19 protein-coding genes are annotated in these 20,859 nt (G+C 59.4%); 11 read left to right on the top strand and 8 right to left on the bottom strand.

The annotated features are described in order from the left end of the window. Positions 1-326 precede the first annotated feature (326 nt). Together katB and RYB66_RS18940 are read left to right on the top strand one after the other, a co-directional pair. Positions 327-1,832: a catalase KatB gene (katB, locus tag RYB66_RS18945; protein ID WP_316895199.1), complete on the top strand. Its 1,506-nt coding sequence runs from the start codon at positions 327-329 to the stop codon at positions 1,830-1,832. 61 nt (positions 1,833-1,893) lie between these two features. Continuing rightward, the gene (locus tag RYB66_RS18940) at positions 1,894-2,454 is read left to right on the top strand and encodes an ankyrin repeat domain-containing protein (RefSeq protein ID WP_016980895.1); all 561 of its coding nucleotides are present in this window, start codon (positions 1,894-1,896) and stop codon (positions 2,452-2,454) included. Between the two features lie 12 nt (positions 2,455-2,466). Here RYB66_RS18940 and RYB66_RS18935 read toward each other — a convergent pair whose 3' ends face one another. The 3 genes from RYB66_RS18935 to RYB66_RS18925 form a co-directional block, all read right to left on the bottom strand. Beyond that, a complete protein-coding gene (locus RYB66_RS18935) occupies positions 2,467-4,560 on the bottom strand; it encodes a PAS domain-containing sensor histidine kinase (RefSeq protein ID WP_316886914.1) in 2,094 nt (697 codons plus the stop codon). Positions 4,561-4,767: 207 nt separating this feature from the next. Continuing rightward, positions 4,768-4,986 carry a DUF6434 domain-containing protein gene (locus RYB66_RS18930; protein ID WP_011169042.1) on the bottom strand — a complete coding sequence of 73 codons (219 nt, stop codon included), beginning with the start codon at positions 4,984-4,986 and terminating at the stop codon, positions 4,768-4,770. A 97-nt stretch (positions 4,987-5,083) separates the two neighbouring features. Next, a complete protein-coding gene (locus RYB66_RS18925) occupies positions 5,084-5,968 on the bottom strand; it encodes a LysR family transcriptional regulator (RefSeq protein ID WP_002554175.1) in 885 nt (294 codons plus the stop codon). A 99-nt stretch (positions 5,969-6,067) separates the two neighbouring features. Here RYB66_RS18925 and RYB66_RS18920 point away from each other — a divergent pair, with 99 nt between their 5' ends. Further along, positions 6,068-6,550: a multidrug/biocide efflux PACE transporter gene (locus tag RYB66_RS18920; RefSeq protein ID WP_122280531.1), complete on the top strand. Its 483-nt coding sequence runs from the start codon at positions 6,068-6,070 to the stop codon at positions 6,548-6,550. A 125-nt stretch (positions 6,551-6,675) separates the two neighbouring features. Then, entirely contained in the window at positions 6,676-7,509 is an 834-nt protein-coding gene (locus RYB66_RS18915) for a PhzF family phenazine biosynthesis protein (protein ID WP_016980897.1), read from the top strand. Positions 7,510-7,515: 6 nt separating this feature from the next. Here the strand turns inward: RYB66_RS18915 and RYB66_RS18910 are convergent, their stop codons facing one another. After that, on the bottom strand, positions 7,516-8,667 hold the full coding sequence (locus RYB66_RS18910) for an MFS transporter (protein WP_010197997.1): 1,152 nt from the start codon (positions 8,665-8,667) through the stop codon (positions 7,516-7,518). A 224-nt stretch (positions 8,668-8,891) separates the two neighbouring features. On the opposite strand from RYB66_RS18910, the gene rarD reads away from it, so the two are divergent. Next, entirely contained in the window at positions 8,892-9,776 is an 885-nt protein-coding gene (gene rarD, locus RYB66_RS18905) for an EamA family transporter RarD (protein WP_005744523.1), read from the top strand. A gap of 3 nt (positions 9,777-9,779) precedes the next feature. Here the strand turns inward: rarD and zapE are convergent, their stop codons facing one another. Together zapE and RYB66_RS18895 are read right to left on the bottom strand one after the other, a co-directional pair. Beyond that, entirely contained in the window at positions 9,780-10,895 is a 1,116-nt protein-coding gene (gene zapE / locus RYB66_RS18900) for a cell division protein ZapE (protein WP_004665791.1), read from the bottom strand. Positions 10,896-10,945: 50 nt separating this feature from the next. Continuing rightward, positions 10,946-12,391, bottom strand: coding sequence for a SulP family inorganic anion transporter (locus RYB66_RS18895; RefSeq protein WP_005744525.1), 1,446 nt, complete (start codon positions 12,389-12,391; stop codon positions 10,946-10,948). Here RYB66_RS18895 and RYB66_RS18890 point away from each other — a divergent pair. Beyond that, the gene (locus tag RYB66_RS18890) at positions 12,390-12,536 is read left to right on the top strand and encodes a hypothetical protein (RefSeq protein ID WP_005744526.1); all 147 of its coding nucleotides are present in this window, start codon (positions 12,390-12,392) and stop codon (positions 12,534-12,536) included. The genes RYB66_RS18895 and RYB66_RS18890 overlap by 2 nt on opposite strands. Further along, a complete protein-coding gene (ampC, locus tag RYB66_RS18885) occupies positions 12,536-13,693 on the top strand; it encodes a class C beta-lactamase (protein ID WP_316895137.1) in 1,158 nt (385 codons plus the stop codon). Before RYB66_RS18890 ends, ampC begins: the two co-directional genes overlap by 1 nt. Here the strand turns inward: ampC and ada are convergent. Further along, on the bottom strand, positions 13,682-14,788 hold the full coding sequence (gene ada / locus RYB66_RS18880) for a bifunctional DNA-binding transcriptional regulator/O6-methylguanine-DNA methyltransferase Ada (RefSeq protein ID WP_316895135.1): 1,107 nt from the start codon (positions 14,786-14,788) through the stop codon (positions 13,682-13,684). The two genes, ampC and ada, sit on opposite strands and share 12 nt — an antisense overlap. Positions 14,789-14,858: 70 nt before the next feature. Further along, positions 14,859-15,473, bottom strand: a complete 615-nt coding sequence (locus tag RYB66_RS18875; protein WP_004657053.1) for a DNA-3-methyladenine glycosylase family protein — start codon at positions 15,471-15,473, stop codon at positions 14,859-14,861. Positions 15,474-15,786: 313 nt separating this feature from the next. On the opposite strand from RYB66_RS18875, the gene efeU reads away from it, so the two are divergent. Genes efeU through efeO (RYB66_RS18855) form a run of 4 tightly spaced genes read left to right on the top strand, consistent with a single transcriptional unit; the run spans position 15,787 to position 20,062 of the window. Continuing rightward, on the top strand, positions 15,787-16,641 hold the full coding sequence (gene efeU, locus RYB66_RS18870; RefSeq protein WP_316895133.1) for an iron uptake transporter permease EfeU: 855 nt from the start codon (positions 15,787-15,789) through the stop codon (positions 16,639-16,641). Between the two features lie 8 nt (positions 16,642-16,649). Beyond that, entirely contained in the window at positions 16,650-17,861 is a 1,212-nt protein-coding gene (gene efeO, locus RYB66_RS18865; RefSeq protein WP_054996441.1) for an iron uptake system protein EfeO, read from the top strand. 24 nt (positions 17,862-17,885) lie between these two features. Then, positions 17,886-19,208 carry an iron uptake transporter deferrochelatase/peroxidase subunit gene (efeB, locus tag RYB66_RS18860; protein ID WP_002554187.1) on the top strand — a complete coding sequence of 441 codons (1,323 nt, stop codon included), beginning with the start codon at positions 17,886-17,888 and terminating at the stop codon, positions 19,206-19,208. Between the two features lie 29 nt (positions 19,209-19,237). Further along, a complete protein-coding gene (gene efeO, locus RYB66_RS18855) occupies positions 19,238-20,062 on the top strand; it encodes an iron uptake system protein EfeO (RefSeq protein WP_005744532.1) in 825 nt (274 codons plus the stop codon). Positions 20,063-20,859: the final 797 nt, after the last annotated feature.

The raw sequence follows: 20,859 nt of genomic DNA, 5'->3' as shown, positions 1-20,859 counted from the left end.
ATGATTACTATTAACCTTGGATGGCGTGATTAAACGTGCCTTTTATTAATACCAACATTTAATAAAAATTCCTTTATTTTCATGGTTATACATAACTAAAACCATGATTTTTTATACGTTCACCTGTAGCCCGCCTTCCTCATATCCAAGGAAATTATTCAACTAATTTTGAAAGTTTTTACTCGGTTCCTCTCCCCTCTCAGTATTTATCTTAATCACCCCGATATATTTTTATAATCACCGCCCTGCCCTCACGCGCCTAAGATAAACCGGCCTACTAAAAATATGAGGGATTCAAAATGCCGTTATTAAACTGGTCCAGACATATGGTGTGTCTGACTGCAGTCGGTCTCGTTACTGTTCCGACCGCCTATGCAGCAGACACCCTGACTCGCGACAATGGTGCCGTCGTCGGCGACAATCAGAACTCTCAGACTGCAGGCGCCCAAGGGCCTGTCCTGCTGCAAGATGTGCAGCTGTTGCAAAAGCTGCAGCGCTTTGATCGCGAGCGTATTCCGGAGCGCGTGGTCCACGCTCGCGGCACGGGTGTCAAAGGTGAGTTCACCGCATCGGCCGATATCAGCGATCTGAGCAAGGCCACGGTGTTCAAATCGGGCGAAAAAACCCCGGTCTTCGTGCGCTTTTCCTCCGTTGTCCATGGCAACCACTCGCCTGAAACCCTGCGCGACCCACACGGCTTCGCCACCAAGTTCTACACGGCAGACGGTAACTGGGACCTGGTAGGCAACAACTTTCCAACCTTCTTCATCCGTGACGCCATCAAGTTCCCGGACATGGTCCACGCCTTCAAGCCTGACCCGCGTACCAACCTGGACAACGATTCGCGTCGCTTTGACTTCTTCTCGCATGTTCCAGAAGCCACCCGTACGCTGACACTGCTGTATTCAAATGAGGGTACGCCTGCAGGCTATCGCTTCATGGACGGCAACGGCGTACACGCCTACAAACTGGTGAATGCCAAAGGCGAAGTGCACTACGTCAAGTTCCACTGGAAGACCCTGCAAGGCATCAAGAACCTTGATCCGAAAGAAGTCGCTCAGGTCCAGTCCAAGGACTACAGCCACCTGACCAACGATCTGGTCGGTGCCATCAAAAAAGGCGATTTCCCGAAATGGGACTTGTACGTTCAGGTCCTGAAGCCTGAAGAGCTGTCGAAATTCGACTTCGACCCTCTGGACGCCACCAAGATCTGGCCTGATGTCCCTGAGAAGAAAATCGGTCAGATGGTCTTGAACAAGAACGTCGACAACTTCTTCCAGGAAACCGAACAGGTCGCCATGGCCCCGGCTAACCTGGTTCCTGGTATCGAGCCTTCCGAGGACCGTCTGCTGCAAGGCCGTGTGTTCTCCTACGCCGACACCCAGATGTATCGCCTGGGCGCGAATGGTCTGAGCCTGCCGGTCAACCAGCCCAAGGTTGCGGTGAACAACGGTAATCAGGACGGTGCTCTGAATACCGGTCACACCACCAGCGGCGTCAACTATGAGCCGAGCCGTCTGGAGCCACGTCCAGCCGACGAAAAAGCGCGCTACAGCGAACTGCCGATCAGCGGCACCACCCAGCAGGCGAAGATCACGCGTGAGCAGAACTTCAAGCAGGCGGGTGATCTGTATCGCGCCTACAGCCCTAAAGAGAAGACCGACCTGGTACAGAGCTTTGGCGAGTCGCTGGCTGACACCGACACCGAAAGCAAGAACATTATGCTGTCGTTCCTGTACAAGGCAGATCCGGACTACGGCACTCGGGTAACCGAAGTCGCCAAGGGCGATCTGAGCAAGGTCAAGTCGCTGGCTGCAAGCCTCAAAGACTGATGATCTGATGTCCCGCTCCGGCGTTTACGACGCCGGGGCGGTTCCAGCCAGGAGAACGCCTGTGAAAAATCTGATCTATGCCTTGCTGCTGTTTGCTGCAGCCGCAAACGCAACCCCACCCGCCCCTGTACCCGCTTCCGAACTGACCGCCGAACAGACCGCCAGCCAGTTGCGCACGCTGTTTTTCGACGCATCCCGTGAAGGCAACAACCCGATGCTGGACACCTTCATCGAAGCCCATTACGACCTCAACGTGCGTGACGAACAGGGCTATACCGGCCTTATTCTGGCCGCCTATCACGGCCATGAAGATTCGGTGGAACGCCTGATCAGTGCCGGTGCGGACCCTTGCGCCAAGGACAATCGCGGCAACACCGCACTGATGGGTGCGATTTTCAAGGGTGAACTGAGCATCGCCAAGCGCCTGGTTCAGGCCGATTGCGGCCCAAACCTGACCAACAATGCCGGGCAGACGGCGGCCATGTACGCGGCGCTGTTCAAACGCACTGAAGTGCTCAAGGCGTTGACCGACCAAGGTGCCGACCTGACCATCCGTGACAGCATGGGCAACGACGTGCAGGGCTTGTCGAAAGGCGAATTCCAGACACTGCCTGCCCGCTGACGTTTTTTGGACTCAATCCTTGCGTTCGATCATTTCGTAGATGCGGCTGGCGAACGCGTCCATGGTGAACGGCTTGGTGAGCACCCACATCCCCGGATCCAGATGGCCGTTACCAATGATGGCGTTCTCAGCATAACCGGTGATGAACAGCACTTTAAGGTCTGGTCGAATGATGCGCGCAGCATCCGCCAGTTGCCGACCGTTCATGCCGCCAGGCAACCCGACGTCGGTTACCAGCAGGTCGATACGCATATCGGACTCCAGCATCTTCAGCGCAGACGCGCCCTCGCCCGCCTCGATCGGGATATACCCCTGATCCTCCAGCACTTCGGCCACCAGCATGCGGATGGTCGGCTCATCGTCGACAATCATCACCGTACGCTCGGTCTGCGCAGGCGCCGATTCGCAAGTCTCGACAGCCTCGACCTCTTCCGCAGCCCCAAGGTAATGACGCGGCAGGTACAGGCACATGGTCGTGCCCTGCTCAGGTTCAGAGTAGATACGCACCTGCCCACCGGACTGGCGCACAAAACCGTACACCATCGACAATCCCAGACCCGTGCCCTGCCCGAGTGGCTTGGTGGTGAAAAACGGGTCGAACGCGCGGTTGATAACCTCAGGCGACATGCCGGTACCGGTGTCACTGACACACAGCGACAGGTATTGCCCCGGTGTCAGGTCCCGGCTCTGGGAGCCGCGCTCGTCAATCCACCGGTTAGCGGTTTCGATGGTGATTCGCCCGCCTCGCGGCATGGCATCCCTGGCATTGATACACAGGTTCAACAGCGCATTTTCCAGTTGCGGGGCGTCAATGAACGTCGACCACAACCCGACTGAGGTCACGACTTCCAGCGTGATGTGAGGTCCGACCGTACGTCGAATCAGCTCTTCCATCCCGATCACCAGCCGGTTGATGTCGACCGCCTTGGGGTCAAGCGTTTGTCGACGTGAAAACGCCAGCAGCCGATGAGTCAGCGACGCAGCACGCTTGGATGCATCCTGCGCAGCCCCTATGTAGCGATCTATTTCAGTGAAACGGCCCTGGCTCATGCGCGTCTTGAGCAGTTCCAGCGAGCCGGTGATACCGGTCAGCAGGTTGTTGAAGTCGTGGGCGATACCGCCAGTCAACTGACCAACCGCTTCCATCTTCTGCGACTGGCGCAAGGCATCCTCAGCCTGAGCCAGGCGTTCCTGCTCGCGCAACCGTTCGCTGACGTCGTAGGCAAACAGATACGCGCCAATGGCCTGGCCTTGTGCATCGCGAAGCGTGCTGTAACGCATTTCGAAGTGGCTGGCCGGATCCTTCGAATCGCTGAAGCTGACGCTTTCGGCAAACTCCTCGCCTGCCAACGCCCGCGTCCAGCGCTGCTTAAGGCCCGCTTTGCTCTGCGGACAGTCGTCCAGCAGGTCGAGCATATTGTCGCCTACCTGAGGACGGACGCCAAAAAGACGCTCGAACTCGCGTAGCGCTGAGCCATTGATGGCCATCCAGCGGTAATTGGCGTCGATGACATGGATGAATGCATTGGTGCCATTGACGACATCGGCGAGCACATTGCGCTCGGCGACGGCCTCGACAATACGAGCCTCCAGCGTTTCATTCATCTGCTGTAACGCCAGCTCTGCGCGCTTGCGTTCGGTGATGTCTTGAAACAACACCGCTACCTGCTTGCGGCTGGCCGGCTCGATGCGGAACGCGGTCAGTGCCAGGTAGCGTCCGGTCGCCACCAGCTCGCGCTCGAAGCGGACCGGCTCACCGGTGCGCAATACCTTGCCGTAGAACTCGACCCAGCCATCCGCCTCTTCGCGAACCATCTCGCGCAGCTTCTTGCCCACCACATTGGGAATGCCGGCGTGATACTCGTAAGCCGGGTTGGCTTCAATATGAATGTAATCGCTCAACGGGCCGTGCGGGCCGTCAAAGAACTCGATGATGCAAAAGCCTTCATCCATCGCGTTGAACAGAAAACGATAACGCTCCTGAGAGTGCGCCAGGGCGTTTTCGGCCTCCTGACCACTGACGCTCAGGCGCTCTTTAAGCGAGGCGTTTTCCTGCTCCAGAGCCGATAATCGGCTCTGGAGATGTTGTAGATCTGTCGGGGTCACGGCGGAGGCACCTGCGGTGTGGGTTGCGCCGCGTTCCCTTCAGGCAGGGCGGCACGAGCACGCTACGAGAAAAAACGCTCGGTTGCAAAAATAATGGCATTTTGCACTCGAAAATCGATGATTTTCGAAAAGTCAGAGCGGTATGTGCTTCTTGATACAGACAGAGCGAGCCCGGGCGGGCAGCCCTCCAACAGCCACAACGTCAGCTCATTCCGATCCTGCTGTTCGCAGACGCAACCATTCATCCACGACCTGGCCCATGTTTTTGGGCTCGCCATTAGTGATCCACGCCATGAATGGCCGGTCGAACCTGAACGACGGCCCGCATTGTCCGGTCATGAAGCGCCTCACGTTCTGCGTATTCCGGTAGCGGTCGTCCACCGGGGTATCACGTGTAACAGGATCGGAGTGCCAGTCGAATGTCATGCGTTACCCTACCCGACAGTGTTGAAAGTCTATGCTTTATAGCTGGAAATCAGCAAGCCCCGCGACTGCTGACTGCCGGTTATGAGAGCCGATCCGCTTACTCTCCGGCAAACGGCACCAGCGACTCCAGCAGCCATGCACCTGCTGGCCCCAGGCTGCGCTGGAATGACCAGATGACATCGACTGCCGAGCGACGCGGCCAGCCCGAGACTTTCAGCTCTTTGAGCAGCCCGCCCGAATAGCGCGACACCAGCCAGCGCGGCAACGCCGACCAGCCAAAACCGAAGGCAGCCATGTCCATCAACAGCAGGTAATTGGGCGCTGACCAATGACGGTGACCGCTGGTGGGCAGGTCGTCGGTGGGGATGCTGTGCTCGACCAGCGTGTTGAGGCGCAATGCGCGGTAACCCGCCAGTTGCTGATAATCGACCCGTTCCAGCGCGGCAAGCGGATGTTTATGCGAGACGAACAGACCGAAATCGGCACTTTCGTCGATGGTCGCGTGACCGATCTCCGGTGGGTAGCTGGCTTGCGCCGACAGCAGCCCCAAGGATGCCCTGCCCGACTGCACCAGGCTGATGGCATCACCGTGCTCGGCGAATACGCATTCCATCTCCAGCTCCGGAAAGCGCTGATCCAGCTCGGTCATCAGCCGCTCGAAATCGGCGAACTGGTTGGCGTCCGACAGCACCAGCGTCAGCCTTGGCTCGACGCCTGCCGCAAGCCTTGCAGCAGCCCGGCGCAGTCGGTCCGAGGCGCACAACAGGTCATCGACACGGCCAAGCATGACCCGCCCGGCTTCAGTCAGAACCGGTTGCCTGGAAGAGCGATCGAACAGCTCCAGCCCAAAATCGATCTCCAGGCGGGCAATTGCTTCACTGATCGTCGACTGACTCTTGCCCAGACGGCGTGCAGCTGCACTGAACGAACCCAGCGCGGCAATCTGGGCGAAGGCTTCCAGGGCTTCCGGTGAATAACTCATGACACTCTCTTATCGGCTTTACCGATGGTATTGATTTTCAGGTTAACGCAAACACCGATGATAATGCTGCCACCCACGAGCACAAAGGACAGTCTTATCATGAGCAACAGCCCACAACACGCCAGCCAGCACGCATCCGTAGCGTCCAAGACCCTGCGTGAAAGGGCGCTGCACGCCAGCCTGTTCGAGATCGGTGGCGTGATTCTGGTCGCACCGCTGCTGGCTTGGCTCATGAACCATTCGCTGGCAATGATGGGCGCCATGACAGTGATGATCTCCACCATCGCCATGCTTTGGAACATGCTTTACAACGCCCTGTTCGACAGACTGCGCAACAGGTACGGGTTTGCCATGAGCCTGACCACTCGCGTGCTGCACGCAACAGGTTTCGAAGCCGGACTGATTCTGGCCGTCGTGCCATTGGCCGCATGGTGGCTGACGATCAGCCTGATGGAAGCATTCTGGCTGGATATCGGTCTGCTGCTGATGTTTCTGCCTTACACCATGCTGTTCAATTGGGCCTACGACGCACTGCGTGAACGTGTAGTGCAGCGGCGTATGGCAAGGTGTGAGGTGCTTTGAGAGAAGACGTCTGCGCAGGCGCTCAGGCATCAGCCATATAGATGCACTGCAGTTCTTCTCACTGGATTATCAAATCAGCTCCGTTGCAAACTGTCGCCCAATGACCACGGCAAGGACACCCTTCAATGACAACTGAAATAATCAAACTGGCGGCATTCAGCGATGGCGATCGCGGTGGAAACCCGGCAGGCGTGTGGATTGGCGATGCGCTGCCCGATGACGTCGTCATGCAGCAGCTTGCCGCCGAGGTCGGCTTTTCCGAAACCGTGTTTGCCGCTCCTGTGGAAGGTTGCTGGCGTGTGCGTTATTTCTCGCCGCTGGCAGAGGTCCCGTTCTGCGGACACGCGACCATCGCTTTGGGCGCAGCGCTGGCGGCACGGCAAGGCGACGGCGTGTTCAACCTGACGCTCAATCAGGCGCAGATCACTGTCGAGGGTCATGCGCAAGGCTCCCTGACTTCGGCAGCACTGCAATCGCCACCGACCTTCAGCAAGCCGATCAGCGCGCAGTTGCTGGAAGAGGCCCTGGCGCTATTCGGCTATACGCACAACGATCTGGATGAACGCATCAAGCCAGCGCATATCAACGGCGGTGCCGGGCACCTTGTGCTCGCGCTGAACAGCCGGGCACAGCTCAAGGCTATGCACTATGACCAGCAGGCCGGTCGAGAGCTGATGGTACGCGAAGGCTGGGCGACTATTTTGCTGGTATGGGCCGAAACCGAACAGCTGTTCCACACTCGCAACCCGTTTGCCTTCGGCGGCGTTTATGAAGACCCGGCTACCGGTGCGGCCACGGCGGCCCTGGGTGGTTATCTGCGCGATATAGGCTGGCCGCACGGTGGCCTGATAGACATTATTCAGGGCGAGGACATGGGCAGCCCGTCACGTCTGCGCGCGGAAATCCCCGAGCAGCCCGGGAGTTCGATCCGGGTGTCGGGGATGGCGCGCACGTTGTAGTCAGAATCAGGTCCTGAGCTTGCTGCCGCCGATAGCCACGCCCAAGAGCATCACGGCAACGATCATGAACGCCAGCTCAAGGCTGCTGACATGGGCGATGAAACCGATTGCCGCAGGACCGATCAGAATCCCGGCGTAACCAACCGTGGTGATCGCCGGAATCGCCACGCTTTCCGGCATGGTCTTCTGCCGACCGATTGCGCTGTAGCAGACCGGTACGATGTTCGAGCAACCCGCGCCTACCAATGCATACCCCAGCAGCGCCGCCTGCCAGACCGGGATCAATGTCGCGACGGCCAGCCCCGCTGCGGCACACAGCCCGCCAAGAATGATCACTCGATTGGAGCCCACCCGTTTTACCACCGCATCGCCAAACAACCGCCCCAGGGTCATGGTCGCGGCGAATACCGCATAGCCCAGTCCGGCATACGATGCTTCGACACCACGCAACGAGGTCAGGAATACCGCGCTCCAGTCAAGCATTGCGCCTTCGGCCAGAAATACGGTGAAGCACAGCAGGCCGATGAACAGCACCACGCCACGCGGGATGGCAAAGGCTGGCCCATCGGCCGGACTGCCGTAAGGCAACAGATTCGGCGCCGCTTTGGCCAGCGCAACCAACGTCAGAAATACCACGATCAGCATCGCCGTGAATGGCGAGATGCCCAGACTGAGCAAGCCGGCGACACCCGCGGCACCGACAATCCCACCGAGGCTGAACAGGCCATGGAATCCCGACATCATGGTCTTGCCGCTGGCACGCTCGACAATCACCGCCTGAACGTTGGCCGTGCAATCCACGCCCCCCATGCTCGCGCCAAACAGGAACAGCGTGGCTATGAGTAGCGGCAGACTGGATATCGTCGCCAATAGCGGTAGACACAGACAGATCAACACCGTCGAGCAGACCAGCAACCGCCGACAGCCAAACCGCGCTGCCAGCGCACCGGCCAACGGCATCGAGAGAATCGAGCCTACGCCGAGGCACAGCAACAAAAGCCCGAGCGTGCCCTCATCAAGGCCCATCCGCTGTTTGACGTAAGGCACCAGCGGCGCCCAAGAGGCGACACTGAAACCGGCAATGAAAAACGCGATACGCGTCGAAGACTGCTCCGCCCGAGCCTTGGCATCCTGGGCTGCGGTGCTGAAAGAGGTCATGCATGCTCCTTGTAATTTGCCGAGTACGGTCACACCGGCCAGCGCGACAGCCTAACAAAGCTGATCGATTAGCCAAAACCTCTGATGCACTTGCATGAGGCTCGTTCCATCGTCGTGCAAGGGCCGTCCGATTTGCAGCTTTTTGCACCTCAGGCCAGTAGACTGACGACCACGCGCACCAGACAGGTGCGCAATCTGTCGAATCAGCTGTCGCGGAGGCCATCGTGTACAAAGGTGTAGTGCTGTCGATCCTGGCGTCAACGCTGTTCGGGGTCATGTATTTCTATACGTCACTGATGACCCCGCTCGACGGTGAAGAGATCTTCGGCTGGCGCATGCTGCTCACCGTGCCATGCGCGACGCTGTTCATGCTGGTCAGCGGAGACTGGCGGCGAGTCCGCGAAGTGACTGTCCGGCTCAGGCAGCAACCGCTGCTGATCTTCGCGCTGCTGCTGTCTTCGGTGCTGCTCGGCGCGCAGTTGCTGATCTTCATGTGGGCACCGCTGCACGGGCGCAGTCTGGAGGTATCGCTGGGTTATTTCCTGCTGCCGCTGAGCATGATTCTCACCGGCCGCATCGTGTACGGCGAGCACCTTTCGTATCTGCAAAAGGTCGCGGCAGTATTTGCCATGATCGGTGTTGGCCATGAGCTATGGCGGCTGGGCAGCTTTTCGTGGGAGACACTATTGGTCGCGGGCGGTTATCCGCTGTACTTCGTGCTGCGACGCAAGCTCAAGACCGACCACCTCGGCGGGCTCTGGTTCGACATGCTGCTGATGCTACCCATCGGCCTGTGGTTTATCGCCAACGGTCATCCACAAGCCATCCAGCAGGCACCGCTGCTGTACCTGCTGATTCCCGTGCTCGGGGTCATCAGTGCCTCGGCACTGGTCAGTTATATCGTTGCCAGCCGGTTGCTGCCGTTCAGCCTGTTCGGGTTGCTCAGTTATGTCGAGCCGGTGCTGCTGGTCGGCGTCGCCCTGTTGCTGGGCGAGAGCATCGGCCGCGATGAATGGCTGACTTACCTGCCGATCTGGCTGGCCGTCGTGGTGCTGATGATCGAAGGTGCCAAACACGTGCTGACCCAGCGCCGTCGGGATGCAGCCTGAAGCTCAGGTCTCGGTGAAACGCTCCAGTTGCATTTCCTGAAGCCGACTCAGGGTGCGCCGAAAAGCAAACGACAGATAACCCTGGGTGTACAGTTCGTCCATCGGCACAGGCGCTTCGACATACAGCGGAATGCGCCGGTCGTAACATTCGTCCACCAGCGCAATGAAACGTCGCACGCCGTCGTCGTTGGGCGATAACTGCGGCAGCTCGCGGTCGCCTGCCGTCACCTGCTCCACGCCATCCTCGGTGCCACGGGCAATCTTCGCCTCGCGCTGGGCGGCGCTGAGGGGCGGCACTTCGCTGAGCAGAATCACCGAGAAACGATCACACAACGCGATAAAATCCATCGCCGCCAGCGGTTGTTCACACAGGTCACGATAGCGGCACCACACTGCCGTATCGGAATGCTGAACCACATTGATGCTGCGATAGCCGAGCATGACCTGCGAGTCGTGAACCGGCTGGCCAGCGCTCAGCGCTTCGAATATCCCCTTCAATGCACTTGGCTGACCGGCCTGTGCAACCCAGTAACGCTGGTGCAACTGTCCGGGGTGCAGGCGATGATCCTCGCCGCCGTCGACCGCCACCACATTCATGTATTTCAGGATCGCGGCGACCGCTGGCAGGAAGCGCTCACGATTATGGCCGTGGCTGTACAACTTTTCCGGTGGCTGATTGGACGTACAGACCAGCACTACGCCCTCTTCAAACATCACTTGCAGCAGCCCACCGAGAATCACTGCGTCGCCGATGTCAGTCACGAACAACTCATCGAAACACATCACCCGCACTTCCCGCGCCAGCTCTTTGGCGACCACGGTCAGCGGCTGAGGCGTGCCCATCAGCTCGAACATGCGCTTGTGCACCCAGCGCATGAAGTGATGAAAATGCTGACGCCGGGCCGGCACGCTCAGGCTTTCGAAAAAGCGGTCCATCAACCAGGTCTTGCCGCGCCCGACCGGCCCCCACAAATAGACGCCCTGTGCCCGACCCCGCGCATCGGCCAGGGCCTCATAGCACGCCTGCAACTGTCGGGCAGCCTGCAACTGCGCCTGATCAGGCTGAAAACCACGCTGGACGGCACGTTCGTAGGCTTGCAGCGGGGAAACGGCATCCATCAGGCACACACCTTCGGTATCAGAGAAAAGACATACGGTCTAAAAACGGCTCATGCGTGCTGCACGCCGGCGCGCTTGAGCAGCCGCTTGCAGCGCTCGGACAGATGCACCACGCGCAAATGCTTGCCCGCTTTGACATAGCGCTCGCGCAAGGTCTTGAGCGCAGCAATGGCCGAGTAATCGACGAAACTCAGGTGGCGGCAATCCAGTGTCACCTGCGCCGGGTCTTCGGCCGGGTTGAACTGGTCGAGAAACGGTGTGGTCGAGGCGAAGAACAGCGTGCCGTGCAGGTGGTAGACCTTGCTGCCATCGGCCTCTACATGGCTGTCTGCATACAGCTCGCGGGCCTGCTGCCAGGCAAAGTTGATCGCCGCGATGATGATGCCGAACAGCACCGCAGTGGCCAGATCGGTGAGCACCGTGACCACGGTCACAGCAATGATCGCCAGTACGTCATTGACCGGCACCTTGCGCAGCACACGCAACGATGCCCAGGCGAAAGTCTGCTGGGCAACCACAAACATCACCCCGACCAGCGCCGCCAATGGAATGCGCTCGATCAGCGGCGACAGAAACAGCACGAACATCAGTATCATCAAACCCGCCACCACGCCCGACACACGACCGCGGCCGCCGGAACTGAGGTTGATCACCGTCTGGCCGATCATCGCGCAGCCGCCCATGCCGCCAAAGGCACCGGACACCACGTTGGCAGCGCCCAGTGCCACGCACTCGCGATCCGGGTAACCACGGGTTTCGGTGATCTCGTCGGTCAGGTTCAGGGTCAGCAGGGTTTCCAGCAGGCCGACCAGCGCCATCAGGATGGCGTATGGGGCGATGATGCGCAGGGTGTCCAGGTTCCACGGAATGTCCGGCATGGCGAATACCGGCAGGCCACCGGCAATGTGCGCCATGTCGCCCAGGGTGCGGGTCGGCAGGCCGAGCAGGTAGACCGCCAGCCCGACGCTCAGGATCGCCACCAGCGCAGGCGGTGCAACACGGGTCAGGCGCGGCAACAGATAGACAATCGCCATGGTCAACGCCACCAGACCGAGCATCACGTACAGCGGCGTACCGCTGAGCCATGACTCACCCACCTTGAAGTGCTCCAATTGCGCCATCGCGATGACAATCGCCAGGCCGTTGACGAAGCCCAGCATCACCGGATAAGGCACCAGCCGCACCAGTTTGCCGAGCCGCAGCAGCCCGAACAGGATCATGATCAAACCGCCCAGCAATACAGTCGCCAGCAAATATTGCACGCCGTGCTGCACCACCAGCGCGACGATCACCACCGCCATCGAACCGGCCGCGCCGGAAACCATACCCGGACGCCCGCCGAACAGTGCTGTCAGCGTACAAATGATGAACGCGCCGTAGAGCCCCATCAGCGGGTTGAGATGGGCCACCAGTGCAAAGGCAATGCACTCGGGCACCAAGGCAAAGGATGTCGTGAGCCCGGCCAGGACTTCGGCGCGTATACGGATTGATTTCATGGGTTACCTGAACCGCGCCCCGTGGAGGAAGCGCAAAAAAGGAGGCATATTACGCAAACCCGCCGCCACCGACCACCGCAGCAAGGCTTCAAAACAGCGTTCTTCGATGATCGGCGGCGACCCAAAACAACAAGGAATCATGTGATGCCAAGGAATAAGACACTGTTATGCGCGGCGCTTGTGCTGAACGCTTCCCTTGCCTGCGCTCAAGAACCGGCACCTGACCTTGATGCCGTTGTGCAGCAAGCGGCGCAGCAGGTGATGCAGGAAAACAACATTGCAGGCATGTCCATCGCCATCACCCGCAACGGTACACAACAGTTCTATAACTACGGTGTCGCCTCAAAGGCAAACCGCCAGCCGGTGTCCAGCGATACGTTGTTCGAACTGGGCTCGATCAGCAAAACCTTCACCGCCACACTGGCCACCTGGGCGCAGGCCAATGGGCAGTTGTCGCTGACCGACAGCATCGACACCTACCTGCCGCAATTGAATGACACACGCCTGGGCAAAATACCGGTCTTTCACCTCGGCACCCACACAGCAGGCGGCTTCCCCCTTCAAGTGCCCGACAAGGTGCAGAACACTCGCCAATTGATGGACTATTTCAAGGCCTGGCAGCCCGACTACCTGCCCGGCACCCACCGCACTTATGCCAACCCCAGTGTGGGCCTGCTCGGCATAGTTGCGGCGCGTAGCATGAAGCTGCCGTATGAAAAAGCCCTCCAGCAGCGCCTGTTTCCGGCGCTGAACCTGAGCAACACCTACGTGAACGTGCCCGACGAAAAGCAGAAGCTTTATGCGCAGGGCTACAACAAACTCGACGAACCGGTCAGGGTTAACCCAGGTCCTCTGGCGAGTGAAGCCTACGGCGTGAAATCGAGTGCGCGGGACATGATCCGTTTTGTCGAGTCACACCTTGGGCCTGGTCAATACGACGCGCCGCTGCAACGCGCGCTCAGTGACACACGGATCAGCTATTTCAAAGTCGGCGGCATGACTCAGGACCTGATCTGGGAGCAGTATCCGATGCCGGTTGGCTTGGGGCAGCTGCTTGAAGGCAACGCCAGTGCCATGCTGAACACCCTCAAAACCGAAGTGATCGAGCCGCCGCAGGCAGCGCAATCTGCGGTCTGGGTCAACAAGACCGGATCAACCAACGGTTTCGGTGGCTACGTCGCGTTCATACCGGAAAAACAGCTCGGCATCGTGATTCTGGCCAACAAGAACTATCCGAATGAAGAACGGGTAAGGCTGGCCTACCGGATTCTCGGCGAGTCCGGCTGCTGTTCAAAGCCCTGAAAAAAGCCCTGCTCCCTCGGCAGCTTCGATTTCAAGCAGCTTGCGCTTGCGCTCGACACCCCAGCGATAACCGGATAACGACCCGTCGCTGCGCACGACCCGATGACAGGGAATGGCAACTGCCAGCGTGTTGGCGCCGCACGCATTCGCCACTGCGCGAACTGCGCTGGGCATACCGATACGCGTGGCGATATCGGTGTAGGTTGCGGTCGATCCGGCAGGTATATCCCTGAGCGCCTGCCATACCCGCTCCTGAAAAACCGTGCCGCGGATGTCCAGCGGCAGCGCGAGTCCGGTCGCAGGCGACTCGACAAAGCCCACGACCCTGGCGACAAGTTGTTCAAACTCTTCATCCCCGCCGATCAGGTTGGCATTGGGGTACTGATCCTGAAACTTTTCGACCAGCACACTGGGGTCGTCTCCGAGTGAAATGGCGCAGATACCCTTGGGGCTTCTGGCCACCAGAATCGAACCCAGCGAGCTTTCACCCAGTGCAAACCTGATGTCGACATTGGCCCCGCCTGCCCGGTACTCAGAAGGTTTCATGCCCAGCATTTTTTGCGAAGCCTCATAGAATCGGCTGTTGGAGTTGAAACCTGCTTCATACAGCGCACTGGTGATGGTCACATCGTGGGAAAGCTGGACTTTCACTCGCGAGCGCAAGGACGCGACGCTGTAGGCTTTGGGCGTCAACCCGGTGAGTTTCTTGAAAGTGCGATGAAAATGAAAACTGCTCATCCCGACCTTTTCTGCAAGCGCAGCGAGATTGGGCATCGAGTCGCAGGCGTCTATCAGCCTGCAGGCTTCGGAAACGGCCGAAGCATGCTTGAGGTCCACGCTTTGCTGATCACTGCCACTGCGCCGCGACAGGCGAAACCCGGCAGCTTCAGCCTCGCTCGCCGAAGAAAAGAACACGACGTTTTCCGGCCTTGGAAGTTTGCTAGGGCTGCCGGGCTTGCAATAGATACCGGTTGTCAGCACACCGTAGACGAAGTCAGCGCCCGCGCCTGAACGACGATTGAGCAGGATCTCCCAGCGCGGGTCCTCTTCGGTTCGTGGCGCACGCGTTTTCAACGTGCCTTTCATGTTTTCCATGCTGATGGCCTGTCTTGGGTTTCGATGAGCCTATCCCTGTCGCAACACACAGGCACTCCGAGTCTTGCTCTCAAATTCGAGATAAATCGATGTCGCTGAAGTTGGCCGGTACTCGCCACAAATACCAGGCGGCAATCGTCCTGTAAGGGCCGAACCGTTCGCCAATTCTGGCCATTTCCCTATGACCCGGTTTGAGTTCAAGAGCATACAGCCGTCGATAGCCTTCGCACACGCCATAGTCGCTGGCGGGCATTACGTCCATCTGGCCCAGACCGTAAATGAGCATCATCTCAACCGTCCAGCGACCTACGCCCGGCAACTGTATGAGGCGTTCGACAAGCGCTTCATTGCTCATGGCCAATGCAGCGCTGACATCGGGGACAAGACCATCGACCCGTGCCGCGGCAATGGCTTTGATCGCTCGACATTTGGACGCCGAGAAACCGCAGGAGCGCAGTGTTTGCTCATCCAGATCGATCAATGCCTGCGCGGCCGGAAAGGTTGCGTCTGGAAACAGCGCGCGCAGCCTCATCACCATAGCGTCACCCGCTTTGGCATGCAGTTGTTGATAGGCGACGGCCTTGATCAGCGCCTGAAATGGATCCTGCGCGGCAGTGACCGGGTGCAGGCAGGGGCCGACGTGATTGATCAGTAATTCCCATCGCCTGTCGATGGCTTTGAGCATTTCGACCGCCTCTGCATGTGCAGCAGCGTTCGCGTCACGTGGCGGTACGCACTCGCTATCAGGTGCGTCTGATTCTGATGACATCGTGTTTTCCCAAATTGAAATAGGCAGGTCAGACCACACAGTAGGCCGCCCCGGTATTTATTACGCTCAAGCCAGCCCAGCTGAACCTGACCTGAACAACCTGCCAAAACCGGGATGCAGATAAAAAACAACTACCCGCAGTCAAGAATGAGTATCATTATGTTACGCAGTGTTTCCGGCTTATGGCTCGCTGAAGCACGTTCAGCCTACAGTTTTGACCCGGTGAGATATGCTCGTTCCGTTTTTGATCATGCTGCGCGAAGGCATCGAAGCCGCGCTGATTGTTGGCATTATCGCCAGTTACCTGAAGCAGACCGGCCGCGGCGAGTGGATGCCTACGGTGTGGATCGGCGTGTTCCTCGCTGCCGCGCTGTCGCTGTTCGTCGGTGGCGGGCTTGAGTTGATGAGCGCCGAGTTCCCGCAAAAGCAACAGGAATTGTTCGAAGGCATTGTCGGCCTGATCGCCGTGGGCATTTTAAGCTCGATGGTGTTCTGGATGCGCAAGGTCGCCCGCTCGATCAAGCACGCTTTGCATGAGTCTCTGGACGCTGCCCTCACCGGCTCGAAAAACCAGACCTACGCGTTGATCGCCATGGTGTTTTTCGCCGTGGCCCGCGAAGGGCTGGAGACCGTATTCTTTCTGCTCGCAGTATTCCAGCAGAGTGAAGGCTCGGGCGCGCCGCTGGGTGCCCTGCTCGGGCTGTTGCTGGCCGTGGGCTTCGGCGTGGCCATTTACAGCGGCAGCATGCGTCTGAACCTGAGCCTGTTTTTCCGCTGGACCGGGCTGTTTATTCTGGTGGTGGCCGCGGGCATTCTCGCTAATTCCGTTCAGGCGCTACATGAAGCCGGAGTCTGGAATCATCTGCAGGAAGTGGTTTTCGACATCAGCGCACTGTTGCCGATGGATGGGCCTGCCGGCTCGGTACTGGCTGGCATGTTCGGTTACCAGGACGCTCCGACCGTCAGCACCTTGAGCGTCTACCTGATTTACCTGATCGGGGCGCTGCTGCTGTTCTTCATGCCGCACACCCCGGCGTCCGGCAAGACCGTACAGCCGAAAACATCTTCTGTGACGAACGAATAAGGGCACCCATGTCTATCCGTACCCCAGGGCCTTCCGAGAACGCCCGGCCGCCCCGTGTCCTGCAATTGGCTGTCGCCGGTTCGGTGATCCTGATGATTGCCGCAGGCGGGCTGTTCTATTACGCCTCGCAGGTCGCGGCAAAAAAGCGCGCGGCCAATGCCGGCACTGAAACCGTGGTCAATATTCACGCCCGCAACTGTGAGCCAAATGTGCTGACGGTGGCGGCGGGCAAGAATGCCTTCCGCATCGTCAACCGCTCGGAACGCGCCGTCGAATGGGAAATTCTTGATGGCGTGCTGGTGGTTGAAGAGCGGGAAAACATTGCGCCGGGGTTGAGCCAGGTGATCAATGCCAACCTGGCACCCGGCGATTACGCGATCACCTGCGGCCTGCTCAGCAACCCGCGCGGCACCTTGCACGTCACCCCGACCGCCGAGTCCGATGCAAAAGCCAAGGCGCGCCCGTCGATGACCGCCTTCATCGGCCCTCTTTCCGAATACCGGGTGTACCTGAGCCTGCAAGGTTCGGCGCTGATCAAGGCCGTGACGGCTCTGCAACAAGCCATTGAAGCTGGCGACCTGAGCGCCGCTCAGGCGGCCTACCTGCCCGCCCGCACCGCGTATCAGCGTATTGCTCCGGCTGCTCAGCGCCTCTCGGAACTGGACAATGCCATCAATGCCCGCGCCGATTACTACGAGAAGCGTGAACAGGATCCGGGCTTTACCGGCTTCCACCGCATTGAATACGCATTGTTCGATCAGCACAGCGTCGAGGGCCTGTCGCCCGTCGCGCAGCGCCTGCAAACCGATGTCACTCAGCTCAAACAGCAGTTGATGGCGCAATCGCTGGCCCCCGAACAACTGGCCGCCATCGCCACCCGCACGATGCGCAGCCTGGCTGACGTACGCAGTAACGGCGAAGAGGAACGCTACAGCCACAGCGACCTCAACGGCTTTGCCGCCAACCTGGACGGAACCCGCAAAATCGTCGATCTGCTGCGTCCGTTGTTGACCCGCAGTGCTGCCGATCTGCTGCAGAAGATCGATGCGGCCATGGCTGATCTGGACACCACACTTGATGCGTTGAGCACCACTGAGGGAGGCATGCGCCCCTATGACCAGGTGGACGAGACGCAGCGTCGGCAAATCGCCGCCAAGGCTGGCGCGCTGGCTGACGCACTCAACGGCATCGACGCGGCACTTGGCCTTTCTGACCTCTGATTCACTGGAGCACAGCACACTACCATGAAAAACCCAGACAACAGTCCAGAAGCCACTAACGCCCCCGCTTCAATACAGCGTCGCCGTGTCCTGATGGGTCTCGGTGCTGCCGGTGCCGCGCTGGCTGGCAGCAGCCTGAGCGGCAACGTACTGGCCGCAACGCCGGCGCAAGTCACCGAAGCACCGAACAGTGAAAAGACCCAGGACCACAACGACTTTCATGGCCTGCATCAGACCGGCATCGTCAACCCGCGTCCGGCCGCAGGCATGCTGGTCGCGTTCGACGTGCTGGCTGCCGACCGCGAAGATCTCGAGCGCCTGTTCCGCACGCTCAATGAGCGCATCGCGTTCCTGATGACCGGCGGCCCGGTGCCGGAGATCGATCCGAAACTGCCACCGCCTGATTCCGGCATTCTTGGCCCTGTGGTCACCCCGGACAACCTGACCATTACCGTGTCGGTAGGCGAATCGCTGTTCGATGAGCGCTTTGGCCTGACCCCGGTCAAACCCAAACGTCTGATCCGCATGACCGGCTTCCCCAACGACGCGCTGGATCCGGCCAGTTGCCATGGCGACCTGAGCATCCAGTTCTGCGCCAACACCGCCGACAGCAACATTCACGCCCTGCGCGACATCGTCAAGAACCTGCCTGACCTGTTGCTGGTGCGCTGGAAACAGGAAGGCACCGTGCCGCCCCAGGCACCGAAAAAGCCCGGTCAGCCGCCGGAAAGCGCGCGCAATTTCCTCGGCTTCCGGGATGGCTCGGCAAACCCGGATTCCAACAACCAGAAGACCATGAACGAGCTGGTCTGGGTGCAGCCGGGCAGCGACGAGCCAGCGTGGGCCGCCAACGGCAGCTATCAGGCCGTGCGGATCATCCGTAACTTCGTGGAACGCTGGGACCGCACGCCATTGCAGGAGCAGGAATCGATTTTCGGCCGCAGCAAAAGCACCGGTGCACCTATGGACGGCAAGGTCGAGACCGACGTACCCAACTACGCGGCAGACCCGGAAGGCAAGAAAACCCGACTGGATTCGCACATCCGCCTGGCCAACCCGCGTACCGCCGAAAGCCAGCGCAACCTGATCCTGCGCCGTCCGTTCAATTACTCCAATGGGGTGAACAAGAACGGTCAGCTGGACATGGGCCTGCTGTTCATCTGCTATCAGGCTGACCTGGAAAAAGGCTTCATCACCGTTCAGAGCCGCCTCAACGGCGAGCCGCTGGAGGAGTACCTCAAGCCGGTCGGTGGTGGTTATTTCTTCACCCTGCCGGGGGTAACCGGTGACCAGGATTTCATCGGCCGCTCGCTGCTGGCAGCTGCTTCGCCCACTAAAACCGCATGACCTACCCACTCCAGACCCGGAAGACACCCATGAAAAAGACGCCCCTGGCTTTGCTCTTGACCCTTGGCCTGCTCCAGACGCCACTGGCTGCCTTTGCCGCCCCCGCGCCGCTGGACCTGGTAGGTCCGGTTTCGGACTACAAGATTTACGTGACCGAAAACATCGAAGAACTGGTCAGCCACACTCAGAAGTTCACCGATGCCGTTAAGAAGGGCGACATCGCGACGGCCAAAAAGCTGTATGCCCCTACCCGCGTGTACTACGAGTCGGTAGAGCCGATTGCCGAACTGTTCAGTGACCTGGACGCGTCCATCGACTCACGCGTCGACGACCACGAACAAGGCGTCACGGCAGAAGACTTCACCGGTTTCCATCGTCTGGAGTACGCGCTGTTCTCGCAGAACACCACCAAGGACCAGGGCCCTATCGCCGACAAACTGATGAGCGACGTCAAGGACCTGGAAAAGCGCGTAGCCGAACTGACCTTCCCGCCTGAAAAAGTCGTCGGTGGCGCAGCCGCCTTGCTGGAAGAAGTTGCGGCGACCAAGATCTCCGGCGAAGAAGACCGTTACAGCCACACCGACCTGTACGACTTCCAGGGCAACATCGACGGCGCGAAGAAAATCGTCGACCTGTTCCGCCCGCAGATCGAGCAGCAGGACAAAGCCTTCTCCAGCAAAGTCGACAAGAACTTCGCCACCGTGGACAAGATTCTGGCCAAGTACAAGACCAAGGACGGTGGCTTTGAAACCTACGACAAAGTCAAAGAGAACGACCGCAAAGCCCTGGTCGGCCCGGTCAACACCCTGGCCGAAGACCTCTCGACCCTGCGCGGCAAACTGGGCCTGAACTGATCTGAAACGCCGCGCCTGTTCGAGGTGCGGCTTTTTGCCGTACCAGCGGTTACTGCACCTGAAAGCGCTTTTTTACCGCGATGGCACTGACGACGCAGAGTGCGACGTCAGTGACGGCTGAGTCCTGGCGCTGATGTGGGGGTAGCCTGGCAGGACGCCAGGCTAGCCGCACCGGGCCATGGATGGCCCGTTGCGGCGACCCCCGGATCAGTGTCAGGGCGAAGGAACCCGACGAAGTCGGGCCGGAAACAGGAGCGAAAGGATTTGGTTACTTTGGCCTCATCAAAGTAACTCGCCGAGGGGCGAAAAGGTGACTTGAGTCGAGCCTACATCCACCTGACACCACAGAACCGCTGTGTGACGCAGAGCGTCACGAACGGCATTCCCACGCGGAGCGTGAGGAACGATAGTCAAAATCGCATTAACTACCACCGAAATGCTTTTCAACCACGATGGCACTGACGACGCAGAGTGCGACGTTAGTGACGGCTGAGTCCTGGCGCTGATCCGGGGGTAGCCTGGCAGGACGCCAGGCTAGCCGCACCGGGCCATGGATGGCCCGTTGCGGCGACCCCCGGATCAGTGTCAGGGCGAAGGAACCCGACGAAGTCGGGCCGGAAACAGGAGCGAAAGGCTTTGGTTACTTTGGCCTCATCAAAGTAACTCGCCGAGGGGCGAAAAGGTGACTTGAGCCGAACCTCAATCCACCTGACAAAGAAAAAACCGCCATGTGACGCAGAGCGTCACGAACGGCATTCCCACGCTGGAGCGTGAGGAACGATAATCTCACTACCGCC

It is taken from the genome of Pseudomonas syringae group sp. 243L2 (genome assembly GCF_032587875.1).
GTDB classification, from domain to species: Bacteria; Pseudomonadota; Gammaproteobacteria; order Pseudomonadales; family Pseudomonadaceae; genus Aquipseudomonas; species Aquipseudomonas amygdali.
Note: the sequence above shows the minus strand (reverse complement) of the source record. Positions and strands in the feature narration are given on the sequence as shown.

What these genes read in the sequence shown, in the direction of transcription:
- katB (WP_316895199.1), top strand. Translation starts at nt 327, where the DNA reads ATGGTGTGTCTGACTGCAGTCGGTCTCGTTACTGTTCCGACCGCCTAT.
- RYB66_RS18930 (WP_011169042.1), bottom strand. Translation starts at nt 4,986, where the DNA reads ATGACATTCGACTGGCACTCCGATCCTGTTACACGTGATACCCCGGTG.
- RYB66_RS18925 (WP_002554175.1), bottom strand. Translation starts at nt 5,968, where the DNA reads ATGAGTTATTCACCGGAAGCCCTGGAAGCCTTCGCCCAGATTGCCGCG.
- RYB66_RS18920 (WP_122280531.1), top strand. Translation starts at nt 6,068, where the DNA reads ATGAGCAACAGCCCACAACACGCCAGCCAGCACGCATCCGTAGCGTCC.
- RYB66_RS18915 (WP_016980897.1), top strand. Translation starts at nt 6,676, where the DNA reads ATGACAACTGAAATAATCAAACTGGCGGCATTCAGCGATGGCGATCGC.
- RYB66_RS18910 (WP_010197997.1), bottom strand. Translation starts at nt 8,667, where the DNA reads ATGACCTCTTTCAGCACCGCAGCCCAGGATGCCAAGGCTCGGGCGGAG.
- zapE (WP_004665791.1), bottom strand. Translation starts at nt 10,895, where the DNA reads ATGGATGCCGTTTCCCCGCTGCAAGCCTACGAACGTGCCGTCCAGCGT.
- RYB66_RS18890 (WP_005744526.1), top strand. Translation starts at nt 12,390, where the DNA reads ATGGGTTACCTGAACCGCGCCCCGTGGAGGAAGCGCAAAAAAGGAGGC.
- RYB66_RS18895 (WP_005744525.1), bottom strand. Translation starts at nt 12,391, where the DNA reads ATGAAATCAATCCGTATACGCGCCGAAGTCCTGGCCGGGCTCACGACA.
- ampC (WP_316895137.1), top strand. Translation starts at nt 12,536, where the DNA reads ATGCCAAGGAATAAGACACTGTTATGCGCGGCGCTTGTGCTGAACGCT.
- ada (WP_316895135.1), bottom strand. Translation starts at nt 14,788, where the DNA reads ATGGAAAACATGAAAGGCACGTTGAAAACGCGTGCGCCACGAACCGAA.
- RYB66_RS18875 (WP_004657053.1), bottom strand. Translation starts at nt 15,473, where the DNA reads ATGCTCAAAGCCATCGACAGGCGATGGGAATTACTGATCAATCACGTC.
- efeU (WP_316895133.1), top strand. Translation starts at nt 15,787, where the DNA reads ATGCTCGTTCCGTTTTTGATCATGCTGCGCGAAGGCATCGAAGCCGCG.
- efeO (WP_054996441.1), top strand. Translation starts at nt 16,650, where the DNA reads ATGTCTATCCGTACCCCAGGGCCTTCCGAGAACGCCCGGCCGCCCCGT.
- efeB (WP_002554187.1), top strand. Translation starts at nt 17,886, where the DNA reads ATGAAAAACCCAGACAACAGTCCAGAAGCCACTAACGCCCCCGCTTCA.
- efeO (WP_005744532.1), top strand. Translation starts at nt 19,238, where the DNA reads ATGAAAAAGACGCCCCTGGCTTTGCTCTTGACCCTTGGCCTGCTCCAG.